This window comes from Phytobacter ursingii, from assembly GCF_001022135.1.
GTDB classification, from domain to species: Bacteria; Pseudomonadota; Gammaproteobacteria; order Enterobacterales; family Enterobacteriaceae; genus Phytobacter; species Phytobacter ursingii.
In genome coordinates this window covers 2,012,091-2,028,549 of the sequence record NZ_CP011602.1, presented here as the reverse complement: position 1 = coordinate 2,028,549, position 16,459 = coordinate 2,012,091, and the positions used below count along the sequence as shown (strand labels likewise).

At 51.7% G+C, this 16,459-nt stretch carries 15 protein-coding genes; 3 read left to right on the top strand and 12 right to left on the bottom strand.

Annotation, left to right across the window (positions count from 1 at the left end; translation table 11 throughout):
• Positions 1 to 73 precede the first annotated feature (73 nt).
• Both pyrF and yciH read left to right on the top strand, forming a co-directional pair.
• Positions 74 to 811: an orotidine-5'-phosphate decarboxylase gene (pyrF, locus tag AB182_RS13050; RefSeq protein ID WP_047370478.1), complete on the top strand. Its 738-nt coding sequence runs from the start codon at positions 74 to 76 to the stop codon at positions 809 to 811.
• Positions 811 to 1,137 (top strand): stress response translation initiation inhibitor YciH, encoded by a 327-nt coding sequence (yciH, locus tag AB182_RS13045; RefSeq protein WP_047370477.1) that lies wholly within the window; start codon positions 811 to 813, stop codon positions 1,135 to 1,137. The genes pyrF and yciH overlap by 1 nt, the downstream gene beginning before the upstream one ends.
• 112 nt (positions 1,138 to 1,249) lie before the next feature.
• Here the strand turns inward: yciH and osmB are convergent, their stop codons facing one another.
• The 3 genes from osmB to yciZ form a co-directional block, all read right to left on the bottom strand.
• The gene (osmB, locus tag AB182_RS13040; RefSeq protein ID WP_039076988.1) at positions 1,250 to 1,468 is read right to left on the bottom strand and encodes an osmotically-inducible lipoprotein OsmB; all 219 of its coding nucleotides are present in this window, start codon (positions 1,466 to 1,468) and stop codon (positions 1,250 to 1,252) included.
• A gap of 258 nt (positions 1,469 to 1,726) precedes the next feature.
• Positions 1,727 to 2,485: a DNA-binding transcriptional regulator YciT gene (yciT, locus tag AB182_RS13035; protein ID WP_047370476.1), complete on the bottom strand. Its 759-nt coding sequence runs from the start codon at positions 2,483 to 2,485 to the stop codon at positions 1,727 to 1,729.
• Between the two features lie 90 nt (positions 2,486 to 2,575).
• Positions 2,576 to 2,758 (bottom strand): protein YciZ/DeoL, encoded by a 183-nt coding sequence (gene yciZ / locus AB182_RS13030; protein ID WP_047370475.1) that lies wholly within the window; start codon positions 2,756 to 2,758, stop codon positions 2,576 to 2,578.
• A 193-nt stretch (positions 2,759 to 2,951) separates the two neighbouring features.
• Between yciZ and AB182_RS13025 the strand changes: the two genes are divergently transcribed.
• Complete coding sequence (locus tag AB182_RS13025) at positions 2,952 to 3,821, top strand: crotonase/enoyl-CoA hydratase family protein (protein ID WP_047370474.1); 870 nt, start codon at positions 2,952 to 2,954, stop codon at positions 3,819 to 3,821.
• Here AB182_RS13025 and pdeR read toward each other — a convergent pair.
• From pdeR to sapA, 9 genes are all read right to left on the bottom strand, one after another.
• Positions 3,818 to 5,809: a cyclic di-GMP phosphodiesterase gene (pdeR, locus tag AB182_RS13020; RefSeq protein WP_047370473.1), complete on the bottom strand. Its 1,992-nt coding sequence runs from the start codon at positions 5,807 to 5,809 to the stop codon at positions 3,818 to 3,820. The two genes, AB182_RS13025 and pdeR, sit on opposite strands and share 4 nt — an antisense overlap.
• A gap of 311 nt (positions 5,810 to 6,120) precedes the next feature.
• Positions 6,121 to 8,055: an exoribonuclease II gene (locus AB182_RS13015; RefSeq protein ID WP_047370472.1), complete on the bottom strand. Its 1,935-nt coding sequence runs from the start codon at positions 8,053 to 8,055 to the stop codon at positions 6,121 to 6,123.
• Positions 8,056 to 8,194: 139 nt separating this feature from the next.
• On the bottom strand, positions 8,195 to 9,352 hold the full coding sequence (locus tag AB182_RS13010; protein WP_047370471.1) for a carboxymuconolactone decarboxylase family protein: 1,158 nt from the start codon (positions 9,350 to 9,352) through the stop codon (positions 8,195 to 8,197).
• A gap of 252 nt (positions 9,353 to 9,604) precedes the next feature.
• Complete coding sequence (gene fabI, locus AB182_RS13005; RefSeq protein ID WP_039076945.1) at positions 9,605 to 10,393, bottom strand: enoyl-ACP reductase FabI; 789 nt, start codon at positions 10,391 to 10,393, stop codon at positions 9,605 to 9,607.
• 739 nt (positions 10,394 to 11,132) lie between these two features.
• Entirely contained in the window at positions 11,133 to 11,939 is an 807-nt protein-coding gene (gene sapF / locus AB182_RS13000; protein WP_039076947.1) for a putrescine export ABC transporter ATP-binding protein SapF, read from the bottom strand.
• A gap of 1 nt (position 11,940) precedes the next feature.
• Positions 11,941 to 12,933, bottom strand: coding sequence for a putrescine export ABC transporter ATP-binding protein SapD (gene sapD / locus AB182_RS12995; RefSeq protein WP_047370470.1), 993 nt, complete (start codon positions 12,931 to 12,933; stop codon positions 11,941 to 11,943).
• Positions 12,933 to 13,823 (bottom strand): putrescine export ABC transporter permease SapC, encoded by an 891-nt coding sequence (gene sapC / locus AB182_RS12990; RefSeq protein ID WP_047370469.1) that lies wholly within the window; start codon positions 13,821 to 13,823, stop codon positions 12,933 to 12,935. Before sapC ends, sapD begins: the two co-directional genes overlap by 1 nt.
• A complete protein-coding gene (sapB, locus tag AB182_RS12985; RefSeq protein WP_047370468.1) occupies positions 13,810 to 14,775 on the bottom strand; it encodes a putrescine export ABC transporter permease SapB in 966 nt (321 codons plus the stop codon). Before sapB ends, sapC begins: the two co-directional genes overlap by 14 nt.
• The gene (gene sapA, locus AB182_RS12980) at positions 14,772 to 16,415 is read right to left on the bottom strand and encodes an ABC transporter substrate-binding protein SapA (RefSeq protein ID WP_047370467.1); all 1,644 of its coding nucleotides are present in this window, start codon (positions 16,413 to 16,415) and stop codon (positions 14,772 to 14,774) included. Before sapA ends, sapB begins: the two co-directional genes overlap by 4 nt.
• Positions 16,416 to 16,459: the final 44 nt, after the last annotated feature.

Here is a 16,459-nt window from a genome sequence, read left to right as displayed (position 1 = left end):
TTTAGCACAGGTAGAATGCTCGCCGTTTATTATTCGCGCCTGAGCGGGTGCCCTCATCAAAGAAGGTCTCATCATGACGTCTACTGCTTCATCTATTTCCCGCGCGTTAACTTCTTCTCCGGTCGTGGTTGCGCTTGACTACGATAACCGTGATAAGGCCCTGGCCTTTGTCGATCGTATCGATCCCCGTGATTGCAGGCTGAAAGTCGGCAAAGAGATGTTCACACTGTTTGGCCCGCAACTGGTTCGCGATCTGCAAGAACGCGGTTTTGACGTGTTCCTGGACTTAAAATTTCATGACATCCCGAATACGGCAGCGCATGCGGTAAAAGCAGCAGCAGATTTAGGCGTGTGGATGGTAAACGTACATGCTTCTGGTGGCGCGCGTATGATGACTGCTGCCAAAGAAGCGCTGGTTCCTTTCGGTAATGATGCACCGCTTCTCATTGCGGTAACGGTGCTCACCAGTATGGAAGCCAGCGATCTGCAAGGGCTGGGTATTAGCGCAACCCCTGCCGAATACGCAGAACGTCTGGCGGGCTTGACTCAGCAATGTGGTCTGGATGGCGTAGTCTGCTCTGCACAAGAGGCGGTGCGATTTAAAGCCGCTTTTGGTCAACAATTTAAGCTGGTGACACCCGGTATTCGCCCGCAGGGCAGTGAGGTGGGCGATCAACGGCGTATTATGACCCCGGAACAGGCGCTGGCGGTCGGTGTAGACTATATGGTCATTGGTCGCCCGGTGACGCAATCTGCAAATCCGGCACAGACACTGCGCGATATTAATGTCTCTCTTGGCCTGGGGGTATGATGAGCGATAATAATAGCCGTCTGGTCTATTCCACCGAAACCGGACGCATCAATGAAGAAAAAGCTCCTGTTGAGCGCGCCAAAGGCGATGGTGTTGTACGCATACAGCGTCAGACCAGCGGCCGCAAAGGGAAAGGGGTATGCCTGATCACAGGTGTTGAAGGTGATGATGCTGTGCTTGCGACCCTGGCGGCAGAACTTAAAAAGAAATGCGGCTGCGGTGGCTCAGTAAAAGATGGTGTCATTGAAATTCAGGGCGACAAGCGCGATTTGCTTAAATCGCTACTGGAAGCGAAAGGCATGAAAGTTAAACTGGCAGGCGGGTAAAATTACTGCCAAAGAGAAAAGCCGCGATAATTATCGCGGCTTTTTTACACTGCGTATTCAGACCTGAAAGAAAGTATCTTTTATTCTGTTTTAAGTGCCGTGATGAAATGAATTATTTACCAACCTGGTGACCGATAATACCACCAACCGCCGCGCCACCCAGTGTACCCAGTGTGCTACCATCCGTTAAGACAGCACCACCCAAAGCACCCGCGCCGGCACCGATTGCGGTATTACGATCGCGTTTAGACCAGTGACCGCATGCGCTCAGAGACATCGCCAGGGTTACAGCCAGCAGAGCAGCTGCCATTTTTTTGCTTGTTAACATCATCATACTTTCTCCTGAATAGTTGATTCACGGAAAGTGTTCTCTTTAAGTATAGTGCCTGTAGCCCGTCCTAAAGACTTTCCGTTAAACCTTGTGGCGCAGGTGTTACTAAATTCACGCGTGTGATAGTCACGTCCTGTTATATCGCTGAATATAATTTTACGTCTGAACATCTTTACCGGCAGGGTAAATAGTCTTAATTGGCGGGTCGGAATAGTCTCAGATATGAAGGAGATAGCCCGGCTGAGCGGGCTGTTTCTATTAAAGCAAGGCGGCTGCGTTGACGATATCGACGATAAGGCCTGATTCCTGCAACTGGCGCTGAGCATCAGCGGGAATACTGGCGTCAGTGATCACGCGGTTAAAGCGACTGCCCACGCCCAGTGTGTACGGATGCACTGCGCCAAATTTTGAACTATCTGTCAGGACAATGGCTTCACTGCCTTTTTCCAGCACGGCGTTAACCACGTCAGAGCGCATCATATCTCTGCCAGTAAAACCGGTGTCAGGTAGCCACCCATCAATGCCAATAAATGCCTTGCTGAAATGCACTTGCTGAACATATTGCCGGGTGAGGGGGCCGACAACACTTTCACTTTTCTTCTGGTAAATACCGCCCAGCAGAATAACGTCGCACAGCGCATCTTTAAGCAAGTGCGCGATATAGCTACTGACGGTGATAATGGTGATGCCAGATTGCTCACCCAGGCGGCGGGCCAGCAGAGCATTGCAGCTACCGTTTTCGATGAAAACCGTTTCGCCGTCACTCACCAGCGACGCGGCGTAATCTGCCAGCTCCCGCTTCACGGTGTAGTTATTCATCATGCGCGTTTCGACGTCATCGCTATCCAGCGGCACGGCAAAACCATGCGTACGACGCAGGTAACTCTGTTTTTCAAGGGTATTGAGGTCCTGTCGGATGGTCACTTCGGAAACGCCTGTCATTTTTGACAGATCCGAAACGCTCATCCGTCCCTTATCAATTACCGTTTGCAGTATTAGTTGTTGTCGGGAATTCATAGCCACTACTTTCAGAGTCGTTACGTCTATTAATAAAAAGCTATAACGGCGCCATGTTCCTGTGGTCCGCTATCGCGAGAGGGGTATCAGTCAGACTTCCCAGGGTGTTTTAGGGTTGCCGGCAGACGCGGATTTATCCGCATTATCGAGGTGCTGTAATTCAGCCTTCAGAATTTCCAGGTTACGAATGGCGGATTGGTAGTCGCCCGCAACCAGAATATCCAGCACGGTATCAAGCCGTCCCGTCAGTTGCTTTACATCAATGTCGGCCATGTCTTCACCTTTATGTTTGAAAATTAACACATTGAATGATGCAGAAAATAGTTTAAAAAGAGAAGGGGAAAAGCGAAATCTCAAAATATTATAAGTACTAATTATATATTCATTAAGTTACATACAGCTAAGGTTGCTGCTGGATTAGTCTTGCTCTGCGCACACCGCGCTTTTTTACCGGAGGAGTAAGTCTATGACAGTTATCAACCAGGCTACGTGTAAACTTTTTACGGATAATGAACGTTTTACGCAACTTTCGGGTTACTACGAAGAAGAGCGTCGCACAGTATGGATGATGTTGCGCGCTCAGCCACGACCCTGCTTTAACCATGTGTTAATCGAAGAGATCATGAACATCTCCTGGCTTGTCCGACAAGCGGGATTTGCCGTGGACTTTTGGGTAACGGGCTCGCTGGTTCCCGGTATGTACAATGCGGGGGGCGATCTGAATTTTTTCGTTGAGTGCATTCAAAATGGTCGCCGGGAAGCACTGCGTGCGTATGCTCGTGCTTGTGTCGATTGCGTACATGCGGCGTCGCGCGGGTTTGATACTGGCGCAATTACGCTGGCCATGGTCGAAGGTAGTGCGTTAGGCGGCGGTTTTGAAGCGGCGCTGGCGCACCATTTTTTACTGGCGCAACGCGATGCTCGCCTCGGTTTTCCGGAAATTGCCTTTAACTTGTTCCCGGGTATGGGGGGGTATTCGCTGGTGGCCCGGCGCTCAGGGATGAAGCTGGCGGAGGAGCTCATTTATAAAGGCGAATCCCACACCGCGGAATGGTATGCGCAGCATGGGCTGGTGGATCAGCTTTTTGAACCCGGGCAAAGCTATCTGGCTGTTCGTACGTTTATCGATACGCTGCAACCCCGGCTCAATGGCGTCCGCGCGATGTTACGAGCGCGTCAGCGTGTGATGCAACTGCCTCGTAGTGAGCTCATGGACATTACCGAAGACTGGGTTGATGCCGCCTTCTGCCTGCAACCTAAAGACGTGGCCTATATGGAACGTCTGGTGCAGTTACAGAACCGTCATTCGTCCACCAGTTTAAGTAAAGCCAGTTAGCGCTTTTTTCGCGCCTGATAGCGCTTATACCATCGCTCGAATACGGCAGCGGGCATGGGTTTAGCAAATAAGAATCCCTGCCGTTCGTTGACGCCGTTCTTGGTAAGGAAGGCGTCTTCTTTCGCGTTTTCAACCCCTTCCGCAATTACCTGCAAGTTCAGCGCCTGTGCTACCGCAACAATCGCCCGCACCAGCGACTGCGAGACAGATTGTTTATGGATATCCTTAACGAAGGATTGATCAAGTTTTATCGCATCGATAGGGAAACGCGCCAGTTGCGACAGGGAAGAGTAACCGGTGCCAAAGTCGTCGAGATGTACCTGTGAGCCCAGGTCGCTGAACTGTTGAATGACTGACAGCGCCAGATCCTCGTTTTCAATCAGGCAACTTTCTGTCAATTCAACGTCGATAGGGCAATATTCGAAATTCAGATCATGCAAAGCCTGTTTCAAATCGCTGAATATCGACTGGTCCGCCAGCTGTCGCGCTGAAACGTTTACCGCCACACGCAAATTGATGCCCTTATCGCGCCATTTCGCGACCTGACGCACGACATCCAGCATAACCCAGCGTCCCAGCGGAACGATCAGCCCCGACTCTTCAGCATACGCAATAAAATCCTGTGGCGGGATTAACCCGCGTTCCGGCGATTGCCATCGGACCAGTGCTTCAAGGCTGCGCACTTCGCCGCGCCAGGTCACTTTGGGCTGATAGTGAATGACCAGTTGGTCATTATCGAGTGCTTTACGCAGATTGGTATCGAGCCATAAATATTCGAAAACCCGCTGGTTCATTTCCGGGGTGAAAACACAAAACTTTCCGCGTCCGTTTTCTTTTGCGATATACATTGCGGTATCGGCGTTGCGAATAATACTTTCGCGATCGTTACCATGCAGTGGGGCAAGGGAGATCCCCAGCGAACAACCGGTGTAAATCTCGATAAGGCCAATCCGGAAGGGCTGGCGCAGACGGGTGATTATACGAGAGGCCATCGCCTCCAGCGCGCTCTGTGACGAATCTGTCGCCAGAACGATAAATTCGTCACCGCCCAGGCGCGCAAGAGTCTGGCCTTCATCCAGACAACTTAAAATCGCCAGCGCCACGGCCTGTAAAAGTTGATCGCCGAACATATGACCATAGGCATCGTTTACTTTCTTAAAATTATCCAGGTCCAGATAAACGATACCAATTTGCGTGTCGCCACGATTATCAATCGCGTTGCTGATTAATTCGTGAATAGCATTACGATTGGGTAAACCAGTGATCGTGTCGGTATTCGCTAAAACCCGTAAACGCTCTTGTGCCCGACGCTCTTCGGTAATATCTGTACCGGAACAAATAAGGAAGATTTCGTTTTTTCCGCTGCCGCTATGGACAAATTTATTACGAAATAAAAACAGGCGCTGCCCTTTTCGCGTCTTAATCCAGCGTTCAACTTCATAAGACGCGCCGTTACGGAAGAATTCAGAGGTATTGCGTTTAGAGGCTTCGGCCTCGTTATGGCTCATAAAGAGTTTAAAAACGTTTTGCCCAATGACCTCTTGCTCTTTTAATCCCGTATATTCTTCACAAAGTCGGTTAAAACGCTGGATATTGCCATGGCGGTCGAGGATGACGATCACAGAATTGGCTTCGGAAACAACCTGTTCGGCAAAGGAGAGACCCTGCACCAAATCCCGCGCCACGGACGACGTGTCATTCCATGCCGATGCGGTTCCGGCCCACTCGGTTTTATTAATTTTCCGGCCGACTAAATGTACAGGAACGTTATCGCCAAATAATGAAATATGCATGGTCAGGCTGGAAGTAATAACGGTCATTTGTCGTAACTGTGCTGCCTGCTCATCATTCAGTGTCACCACCTGACTTGATTCAGACTCTTCATCAGGAGCGAAATGTAACGCGTTGCTATCAGCGGTCAATCGCCAGAATGGGCTGCTGGAACCCAGGTAACGAAACAGTAAATTCTGTTCCTGATCGTCTTTCATGCTGTCTCCCAACCCACCAAAAAGCGCAACGGTTACTCATCTAATGACGGATTAACCCCCATTTATTAAGGGGTAATCAGGGATGAAGGTATTGTTTTTATTTACAATCTTATAATAGAACGGGCCCCGGACAAAAGAACAGCAGGTGCGAAAAAATGCATAAAACGCCGCAAAAATGCGCAAAGTTATTTTTATTGTGGTCGCTTTTAACGCTTTTTGTGGGGATTTGAAAAAAAATGAGGGTGTTATCGCTTTCACAAACTAATATTTGCTCCCTCGGTACGGCTGAGGGAGCAAAACAACGTGAGTTATCAGGCGGCTGGACGCGCGATAATACTCCGCGTTTCCATACGAACTTCCGCAATGGTGACATCAATAACGTCAGTCACTTTATAAACGGTTTCGCCTTTAATTTGCACAGTCCCGGTTTCCTGACTGCACACTAACTCATCGCGTACTGCATGAAGGAACGGCGCCGGGATAAAGGCAATCGCACCATTATCCACCAGACGAACACGCATGCCGCCACGGCTGATATCGATAATCTCAGCGCTAAAACGGGCCTCGGTACCTGCTTTGTTCTGCAGGAAGCGAGCATACAACCAGTCGCCGACATCGCGTTCAGCCATGCGGTTCAGACGACGACGTTCAGCCATCTGTACGGTCGCTTCCGCTTGAGGACGCGCTGCCGTTTCGCCTTTGATTACCGCTTTCAGCAGACGATGGTTAATCATGTCGCCATACTTACGAATAGGGGAAGTCCAGGTGGCATAAGCTTCGAGGCCCAGACCGAAATGTGGACCTGGATCGACGCTGATTTCCGCAAAGGACTGGAAACGGCGAATGCGACTGTCGAGGAAACCAGAAGGCTGTGCATCCAGCTCGCGGCGCAGCTTACAGAAGCCATCCAGTGTCAGCACTTCTTCCGCATCCACGTGCATACCGTGGCCTTTCAACAGCGTGGCAAGCTGTTCGCTATTTGCCGGATCAAAGCCCATATGCACGTTGTAAATACCAAAACCGAGCTTGTCGCGTAACACGCGGGCAGCGCAAATATTGGCGGCAATCATTGACTCTTCGACGATACGGTTGGCAATTCGACGCGGCTCGGCAACGATATCCAGCACTTCGCCTTTTTCGCCAAGAATAAAGCGATAATCAGGGCGGTCTTTGAAGACCAACGCATGAGTCTGACGCCATTGAGAACGTGCCAGGCATACGCGATGCAGCAGGCGAATTTGAGCGGCGATAGCGTCGTTCTGCGGCTGCCAGGAGCCGCTGTTCTCCAGCCAGTCGGAGACGTCGTCGTACACCAGCTTGGCTTTGGATGTAATGGTCGCCGCAAAGAATTCGATATTATCTTCGATAGCGCCTTGCGCATCTAAGGTCATACGGCAGGCCAGCACCGGGCGAACTTCATTGGCGCGCAGCGAACACAAGTCATCAGACAGTTCACGCGGCAGCATCGGAATGTTGAAGCCCGGCAGGTAATTGGTAAAGGCACGCACTTTGGCGATATTATCCAGCTTGCTGCCTTCTGCGATCCACGCGGTCGGATCGGCAATCGCAACGGTCAGTTGCAGTTTGCCGTCAGCGGTTTCTGTAACATACAGCGCATCATCCATATCTTCGGTGCTGGCACTGTCGATGGTGACGAAATCCAGTGCGGTTAAATCGATACGCTCAAGACCTTCATCCAGCATCGTGGTCGCTACGCCGTCAGGCGCTTCTTTTTCAAGATTATGTCGCGCCAGAGTAACCCACCATGGCACGAAATGATCGTCGCCAAAGGTGATGAACTGCGTCAGCTCAGCATAAAAACTGCGATCACCTTTGAGCGGGTGACGGCGCATTTCAGCAACTGCCCAGTCCCCGTCTTTGAAATCGTGGGTTACGCCACGTTCAGCGCGGCAAGGGATAACATCTTTAATCAACGGATGGTCAGGTACGATAGAAAGGCGATCATCTTTCTTCTGCACCCGGCCAACAAAACGGCTCAGAAACGGCTCAACCAACTCTTCCGGTTCAGCGGATTCGCGTTCCTTTTCGGTATGGATCACTGCGATGATACGATCGCCGTGCATCACTTTTTTCATCTGCGGCGGCGGAATAAAATAGCTTTTTTGCGCATCGACTTCGAGGAAACCAAAGCCTTTTTCCGTGGCTTTAACGACACCTTCCGCACGGGGTGTTTGGGAATGAAGTTGCTGTTTTAGCTGCGCTAGCAGCGGGTTGTCCTGAAACATAATTTTGTATTTTCGTGGCTGAAAGAGCGGCTGACAGTTTTACGCGAATCTGCCTGTTGCAGCAAGCGCTGTTTCTGCAAAATGCCCGTCCCTGAATCAGCATAAAGCCACGTGCTGAACCAGGGCGCTTGTACCAGAATCAGGCGACATCACCTAAGGCAATTTTCAGACGGTTTAACCAGCCGCACAATGCACACCAGATAAGTAATGCGATGGCTGACGATTCATTGATTCCATTATCTTTCAACTGCGCGAAAAGCGTCGGGCTGAAGCGATCTGGCGCACAGGTCAATATCTGGACAGCCTGCGCAATGGCGCTTTCTTTACGCCGAGTTTGCCCCAGGCGTTTGAGTGCCCGCTCACCATTGCGTACTGCTTCGGCAAGCTCATTATCACCGCTCCAGCTTTGCCACGCTTCGCTAAAGCAGTTTAGGCTGCCGTTAATTCGCGCGGTATAGAGGGTGACCAGTTGTTTGATGTCGTTGTCCACCAGCGCTGGTAACGCGCCGCTATAAATCTCGCCCAGCGCATCCAGCGAAGGGTACTCATGTGCCAGTACGGGCGCGAGAAGCTGAAAAGCAGGCAAAGGTTGCCAGTTGGCAAGGGATTCCATCTGACGTGCGCTGGCGGTGCGTAAATTTACCGGTGCAATGCCTGGCGTCCACTGCGTTTGCGCCGCGACAAACAAGGTGTACTCTGCCTCTTGCTGCATCTCCATGCCGGGGATCAAACGCACGGGCTGCCCCAGGAGCGCCTGAAAGGTGGCGATAACGCGCGCCTGAAAACCAATAAAACCGATAACCTGATCCATCAGAATAATGTCGTATTCCGTTAACCCCACTTCATCAAGCTGACGGCGGGCGCGGGCGTCGATAACCCCGGGTGATAGCGCAAGCTGGCGGGCATATTGCGTGATTTGTGCCAGGCGGCGATTACTCTCACGAGACGAGTCGGGGCCGGGAAGGGGTGCCAGGCGGGCGGCATAGTGATTACACAGCCGCTGTACGCCGTATACCTGAGCGACAGTCAAAGCCGTACTCAGGCGGTCATAGCCATTGAATGTGTGCAGTCGGTTAACCGCTACGCGTTGGGGAAACAGGAATTTGTACAGTGTTCGTGCCGGCGTTAGCCAGTTGCTGCACATCTGAATTAGCCAATCCGGCAGGGTAAGGTTTAACAGAAACGGATCGTCAACAGTAGCCGCTTCGGGAACTAAGGGTAGCACCTGAGCCTGACGGGCGCTCGACTGGGTTTCATGATACCACTGGCTTTTGCCGGAAACACGGCGTTGTTCCATGGTCGTTCCTTGGTCTAAAAAGTGGCGATCCGGACTCGTCGTTATGCTGGTACGCGGATCTTTTTCGCTGTTTTATCCTGGCGTAAGCGGTGAAAGGGATGAAAGAATGTTACGTGATAATAAATATCAGAAAGATATATAAAACGTTAAAGCGTTCGTGCCGCAGCGTGAGAGGCAGGACAAGTGTAACAAGGAACAAAAAAAGAGGAAGGGTAACGAAATACGCCCCCCGAAACGGGGGGCGAGGGAAGATTATTTCAGTTCCAGCTCGTTCATGGCTGCGATATTGAAACCGCCATCAACGTGAACAACTTCACCGGAAATACCTGCGGACAGGTCAGAACACAGGAACGCAGCGGTGTTACCCACATCTTCAATGGTAACCGTGCGGCGAATCGGGGTAACCGCTTCGCAGTGAGACAGCATTTTACGGAAATCTTTGATACCAGACGCCGCGAGGGTGCGGATCGGGCCAGCAGAGATGCCGTTAACACGAACACCTTCCGGACCCATCGCGTTCGCCATGTAACGAACGTTCGCTTCCAGAGAGGCTTTAGCCAGACCCATAACGTTGTAGTTAGGAATAGCACGTTCTGCGCCCAGGTAGGACAGGGTCAGCAGCGCGGAGCCCGGGTTCAGCATTTCGCGGCAGGACTTAGCCAGGGCCACAAAGCTGTAGGAGCTGATGTCATGTGCGATTTTGAAGCCATCGCGGGTTACGGCATTAACGTAGTCACCGTCCAGCTGGTCGCCCGGCGCAAAACCGATGGAGTGAACGAAACCGTCAAATTTCGGCCATACTTTAACCAGTTCGCTGAACAGGGCTTCGATGCTGGCATCTTCCGCAACGTCACAAGGCAGTACGATGCTGGAACCCAGTTGAGCGGCAAACTCTTCCACACGGCCTTTCAGTTTGTCGTTCTGATAAGTGAACGCCAGTTCAGCGCCTTCGCGATGCATAGCTTGCGCGATACCGTAGGCGATGGAAAGTTTGCTGGCAACACCCGTTACCAGAATGCGCTTACCGGTAAGAAAACCCATAGCTTTTAATCCTTATAGTCATTGCTTTTATTTACTTTAACAATCAACAGGTTATGATTGCCATTTCAACATAAATCAAAACGAAATCGAATTATCCCAGCAGCCGCTGCTGGTGTCACGTTTTTTCCGTGATGGTTGGCTGCTCTGAGGATTTGTTTCAGACTGAATCATTAACAGTTCGATACTGCAAAAGTATATCACTAGTCTGTCATTTCGGGTCATCCAACCAGCGGTAAAGGAAGGGATATAAGCGCAGCAATACGATTGAGATATCTGACCATATAACGTTTAAATAAGCGTATTATTTTAACGGAATCTCTTTCATTTTTAATTGATAAGCCACTCTATTTTTACGCAGTTTCTTTTTATGGATAACGCGGCATTGTGAGGCAAATCGGTGTGCCGTCGATGTATTTACATTCACCGATAATCAACGGGCTAGGTTGTCATATTTGGGATGAGCGAAATGCCCGTGAGGCTGGCTCCACGGTGTATTCGGTGAAGAAGAGATGTCAGTGATTTATATAAACAGGACAATACTAATCTTAATCGAAAGGCAATACTGGCGATAAGTGTTGGTTGCTAAATTTTGTCAGTGAGTCATACCCTTCTTTTGTAATAGTCGATTTTTTAGGGAAAGGGGTGCCATCCGTCAGAGCACCCGGTAAATGACCCATTACGCCAAATGAATGGCTATCACGGTACTCTTTGCCAGGTGCGAAGCGAGTTGACAGGCTTATTAGCGATCCTGCCGCCAGGCATCGGCGGTCAATGCCTCGCCAAAATGGCCGGCAATCAAACGTTTAGTCAGATCATGCAGCGGTGATGCCAGTACGCTCGCGGTACTACCGCGCTCAACCACCTCACCCTGGTGCATCACCAGAACCTGATCGCTAATATGTTTCATCATACCGATATGCTGAGTCACATAAATATATGAAATGCCCTGTTTTTCCTGTAATTCCAGCATAAGGTTAATGAGTTGTGAGCGCATCGACATATCGAGTGATGCCAGCGCTTCGTCCGCAATGATCACTTTCGGGCGTAATATCAACGCGCGAGCAAGCCCCAGACGCTGCTTTTGTCCCGGCGCGAACATATACGGGTAATAACTGGCGTGATCGGGTAACAGGCCGACCATGCGCAACGTTTCATAGATACGCTTTTGCCGCGCTTCCGGCTCAAGGTCTGTGTTCAGACGCAGCGGGAAATCGAGGATCTGGGAGATGCGCTGACGCGGGTTCAGAGAGGTCGATGGATCCTGAAATATCATGCGGATGCGCTGGCTACGAAATGAATAGTCGCCGTAATGCAAAGGATGATCGTCAATCAGTAACTCTCCGGTTGAGGGTTCAACCATACCTGCCAGCATCTTCGCCAGGGTCGATTTGCCGGAGCCGTTCTCGCCAATGATGGCCAGCGTTTGCTTCTCACGCAGAGTAAAACTGAGCGACTTCACCGCTTCCACGGTTTGCGGGCGAAACCAGCCGGTACGATAGCGGAAAGTCTTACTCAGATTGCGTACTTCGAGCAGCGTTTCAACCATCTCACTCTCTCTCCATATTTAACGGGAAATGACAGGCATAGAGATGGTTTTTCGCACCACTCAGACGCGGTCTTTCTACACATTTGCGCTGGGCATAAGGACAGCGTGGCCCAAGACGACAGCCAATCGGCAGATGTTCGAGCAGCGGAATGGCACCCGGCATGGTATTCAGGCGGCTTTTATGCGGCATGGCACTGCCAAAATCAGGGATCGCACGAATCAGCGCCTGGGTATAGGGGTGATGTGGCGTTGTCACCAGCTCTTCGCTGGGCGCGGTCTCCACGGTTTGTCCGCAGTACATGACGTTAATACGGTCAGCCCATTTACTCAGCATCTGCAAATCATGACTGATCAACAAAATGGTGGTGTTGTTGTTCTGGTTCAGTCGGGTTAACAGACGGAAAATTTGCGCCTGCGTCGTCGGTTCCATTGCGTTTGTCGGTTCATCGGCAATCAGCAGGCGCGGTTGATTGGCCAACGCAATAGCGATCATCACTTTCTGGCATTCCCCTTCGGTCAATTCATAGGGGAAACTGCGCATCGCATCCTTATGATCTTTAATGCCAACACGGTGCAGCAACTCGATAGCGCGCTGTTTGCGCCAGCCAAAACGACGGAAGAAACCGCCTTTCCACGTCCAGCCAGGGATGTTTTGCATCAACTGTTTGCCAATACGTTCAGACGGGTCAAGACACGACTGCGGCTCCTGAAAAATCATGGAGACGTTATGACCCAGCAGCTTACGACGTTCGCGTGAGGAAAGCCGCATCAGATCGATATCATCGAAACGCATACGATCGGCGGTAACACGCCAGTTTTCTTTCGTCACACCGCAAATGGCTTTGGCGATAAGACTTTTACCGGAACCGGATTCACCCACCAGACCGCGGATTTCGCCTTCGGCCAGCGTCAGGCTTACGCGATCAACGGCTTTAACCCAGTCGTCACCGGTCTTCACTTCAATGGTCAGATTGCGGATATCCAGCAGTGGCATTATTCCACCCCCGCATTAATCGCACGGCGAATACCATCGCCCAGCAGATTGACTAAAAGAACACTCAACATAATGGCAGCACCCGGAAGCATCACTGTCCAGGGGGCGACATAAATGAGTTCCAGTGCATCACCGAGCATGGCGCCCCATTCCGGAGAGGGCAATTGTGCGCCTAAATCGAGGAAGCCCAGTGCGGCGATATCCAGAATTGCCATCGACAGCGAACGGGTAATTTCGGTGACCAGCCCGGAGGTCATGTTTGGCAGCACGGCAAACCACAGAATATTCAGCGTTGATGCGCCATCAAGACGGGCGGCGATAACGTACTCTTTCTCCAGTTCATCATGCACCAGGCTGTAAACCGATCTCACCATGCGCGGCAGGAGCGCCAGCCAGACGGCAAACATGGCGTGGGAAAGGTGCGGCCCGGCGAAGGCTACCACAATAATGGCCAGCAGCAGTGACGGAATGGAGAGCAGGGTGTCGAGAATATGATTAAGTACCGCTGAGCGCAGACCATGGGTCGCACCGGCGAAGACGCCCAGCGCCAGCCCAACAAGCGTGGCGGCGAGCGTCACCACAAACGCGCCCCCGACGGTGGGGGCAGCACCACTGAGTAAGCGGCTCAACACATCGCGGCCCAGATCATCGGTACCCAGGAAGAAAGAGACCTCGCCATAACGCGACCAGGATGGCGGCAACAACTGATAACCTAAAAACTGCTGATCTATGCCATAAGGCGCGAACCAACCACCGAACACGCATAACACCGCCAGCGCCGCACAGCCATACAGGCCAATCATAGCGGGGGTATCACCATAGAATTTTCGCCAGGCGGTCAGCAGAGTGCTCGGCGGGCGCTTTTCGCTATAGACGCTATCGTAAGGCATACCATTCCTTATGTTTCAACGGGTTCGCCAGCGCGCCCAGAATGTCAGAAAGCACGTTCACGATGATAACCAGTGACCCTATCACCATTACCCCGGCTGAAATTGCCGCATAATCTTGTTGGCGGATTGCGTTGATGACCCAGCGCCCAAGGCCAGGCCAACTAAAGACCATTTCGGTGATCATCGCCAGCGTTAGCATGGTCGAAAACTGCAGCCCCAGGCGCGGAATGACCGGCGGCAGGGCATTATGCAGAACGTGGCGGCGTAAAATGGTCAGACGCGACATACCACGCGTGGCGGCGGCCTTGATATAGTTTTTATCGAAGACTTCGATGGTGCTGATACGCATCAGCCGTATGACTTCGGTGGTGGGGGCAACCGCCAGCGTCAGAACCGGCAACACCATATGACGGATGGCGCTGACGATCATTTCGTCACGCCATGGTGAATCAGACAGCCACGCATCAATAATGGAGAATCCGGTGACAGGCTTCACTTCGTAGAGGAGATCGAAGCGGCCAGAAACCGGAAGCCAGCCCAGCGTCAGGGAGAAGAAAAGCATTAAAAGCAGCGCCAGCCAGAACACTGGAATCGAGAAACCGAGCAGGGCGATAGCGCTGATCAGTTTATCCTGCCATTTATTGCGCATTATGCCCGCCATCATGCCTATGGGGATGCCCACCAGCAAGGCAAAGCCAAAGGCGAAAATACACAGCTCCATGGTCGCCGGGAAAACGTCTTTCAACTGTTCAGAAATCAACTGCCCATTGATGCTCGATACACCAAAATCCCAGTGCAGTAACCCGTTAAACCAGAAAACCCATGCGTTCCAAAGCGATGCTCCCTGCAACGGCGCATGTGGCGTGAAATAGCTCAAACTAAAACCGATAAATGTCAGCAAAAACAGCGTCACCAGCAGAAGTAACAGGCGGCGTAAGGTAAAAATGATCATGGTTTTTTCACCTCTTCTTCTTTTTCCCGCGTCACCCCGGCAAACGAGGCGCTGCCAAACGGACTCAACACCAGCCCTTTAATATCGTAGCGATAAGCTTGCAGGCGCAGTGATGAAGCGAGCGGCAGTACAGGCAGCTCCTGCGCCAGCATTTTTTGTGCCTCATCATAGGCTTCGATACGCGAGGCAAGCTGCTGTGACGCCAGTGCTTTTTGCAATACGCTGTCAAAATCTCGGTTACACCAGTGGGCGAAATTGGTTTGTGAATCGATAGCCGCACAGCTCAATAACGGGCGAAAGAAGCTATCCGGATCATTACTGTCGGTTGCCCAGCCGGAGAGGGTGAGATCATGGTTCATGTCCATCAGACGCGCTTCCTGGAAACGGCCTTCTACGGGAACAATGACGACCTTGACACCAATCTGCGCCATGTCTGCCTGTATCAATTCTGCCGTTTTAAGCGGGCTGGGGTTCCAGGCCTGCGATGTTGTTGGCACCCATAAATGCAGCGTCAGGTTCTCCAGCCCAAGCTCTTTCAGGCGTGTTCGTGCCTTCTCGGGATCGTATTCGGTGACTTTGGCTTCACTGTCATAGGCCCAGGAGGCGCGTGGTAAAATCGATGCCGCCGTTTCAGCCGTGCCGTAGTAAATGGATTGCATCAGCCGCTGATTGTTAATGGATAATGCCAGCGCGTGGCGAACTTCCGGGTTATTCAGCGGCGCTTTGTCAGTATTAAACGCGAGGTAGGCGATATTCATCCCCGGACGCAGCGTCAGGCGCAGGCGTGGGTCGTCGCGCAAAATCGTTAACTGACTCGCCGCAGGCCAGGCCAGTACATCGCACTCACCGGTTAACAATTTTGACAGTCGGCCGGTGCCACCGGAACCGAGATCGACCACCACTTGTGGCATCAGTGGTGTACCGCGCCAGAAGCGTGCGTGACGTTGTAACCTGACATACTGACCAGCGCGGTACTCGGCTAACTGGAACGGCCCTGTGCCGACCGGCTGGCGGTCAAGCAGTTCCTGACGATCGGATTTTGCCAGCATCGCAGCATACTCGGCAGACATCACCGAAGCGTAGTGGGTCGCCAGATGCCATAAGAATGAAGCGTCTGGCTGGCGCAGGCGAAACTCAACGGTGTGGTTATCCAGTTTGCGCACGCTCTGCACAGAGTCCGCGAATTGCAGACTGTCAAAATAAGGGAAACTGGCGCCGTTAACGTTATGCCAGGGGTTGTCGCGATCAAAAATGCGCTGAAAGGTAAACACGACGTCGTCTGCGTTGAAATTACGTTTGGGTTTGAACCACTCCGTTGTCTGGAAGGCGACGCCATCACGCAGGTGAAAGCGATATGTCGCACCGTTATCCATGACTTCCCAGCTTTCCGCAAGTTCAGGCACCAGGCGGTAAGTATACGGATCAACATCCAGCAGGCGGTCATAAAGTTGTGCCGCCAGCGTATCGACAATCAGACCACTGCCCGCTTTCTGTGGATTAAACGTACTTACCTGTCCGTTAACACAATAAACGAAGCCGCTATCGCGAATATCGGCTGTCGCCGTCTGCGGTGAGGCAGATTGCGCAATACCGGCCCACAGGCTCGCGGTGATTAGCAGGAAAGGGGGGAGCAGACGCATGTTTTATTCAACGATTTTAGATTCATGAGCAAAGTGTATCGCAC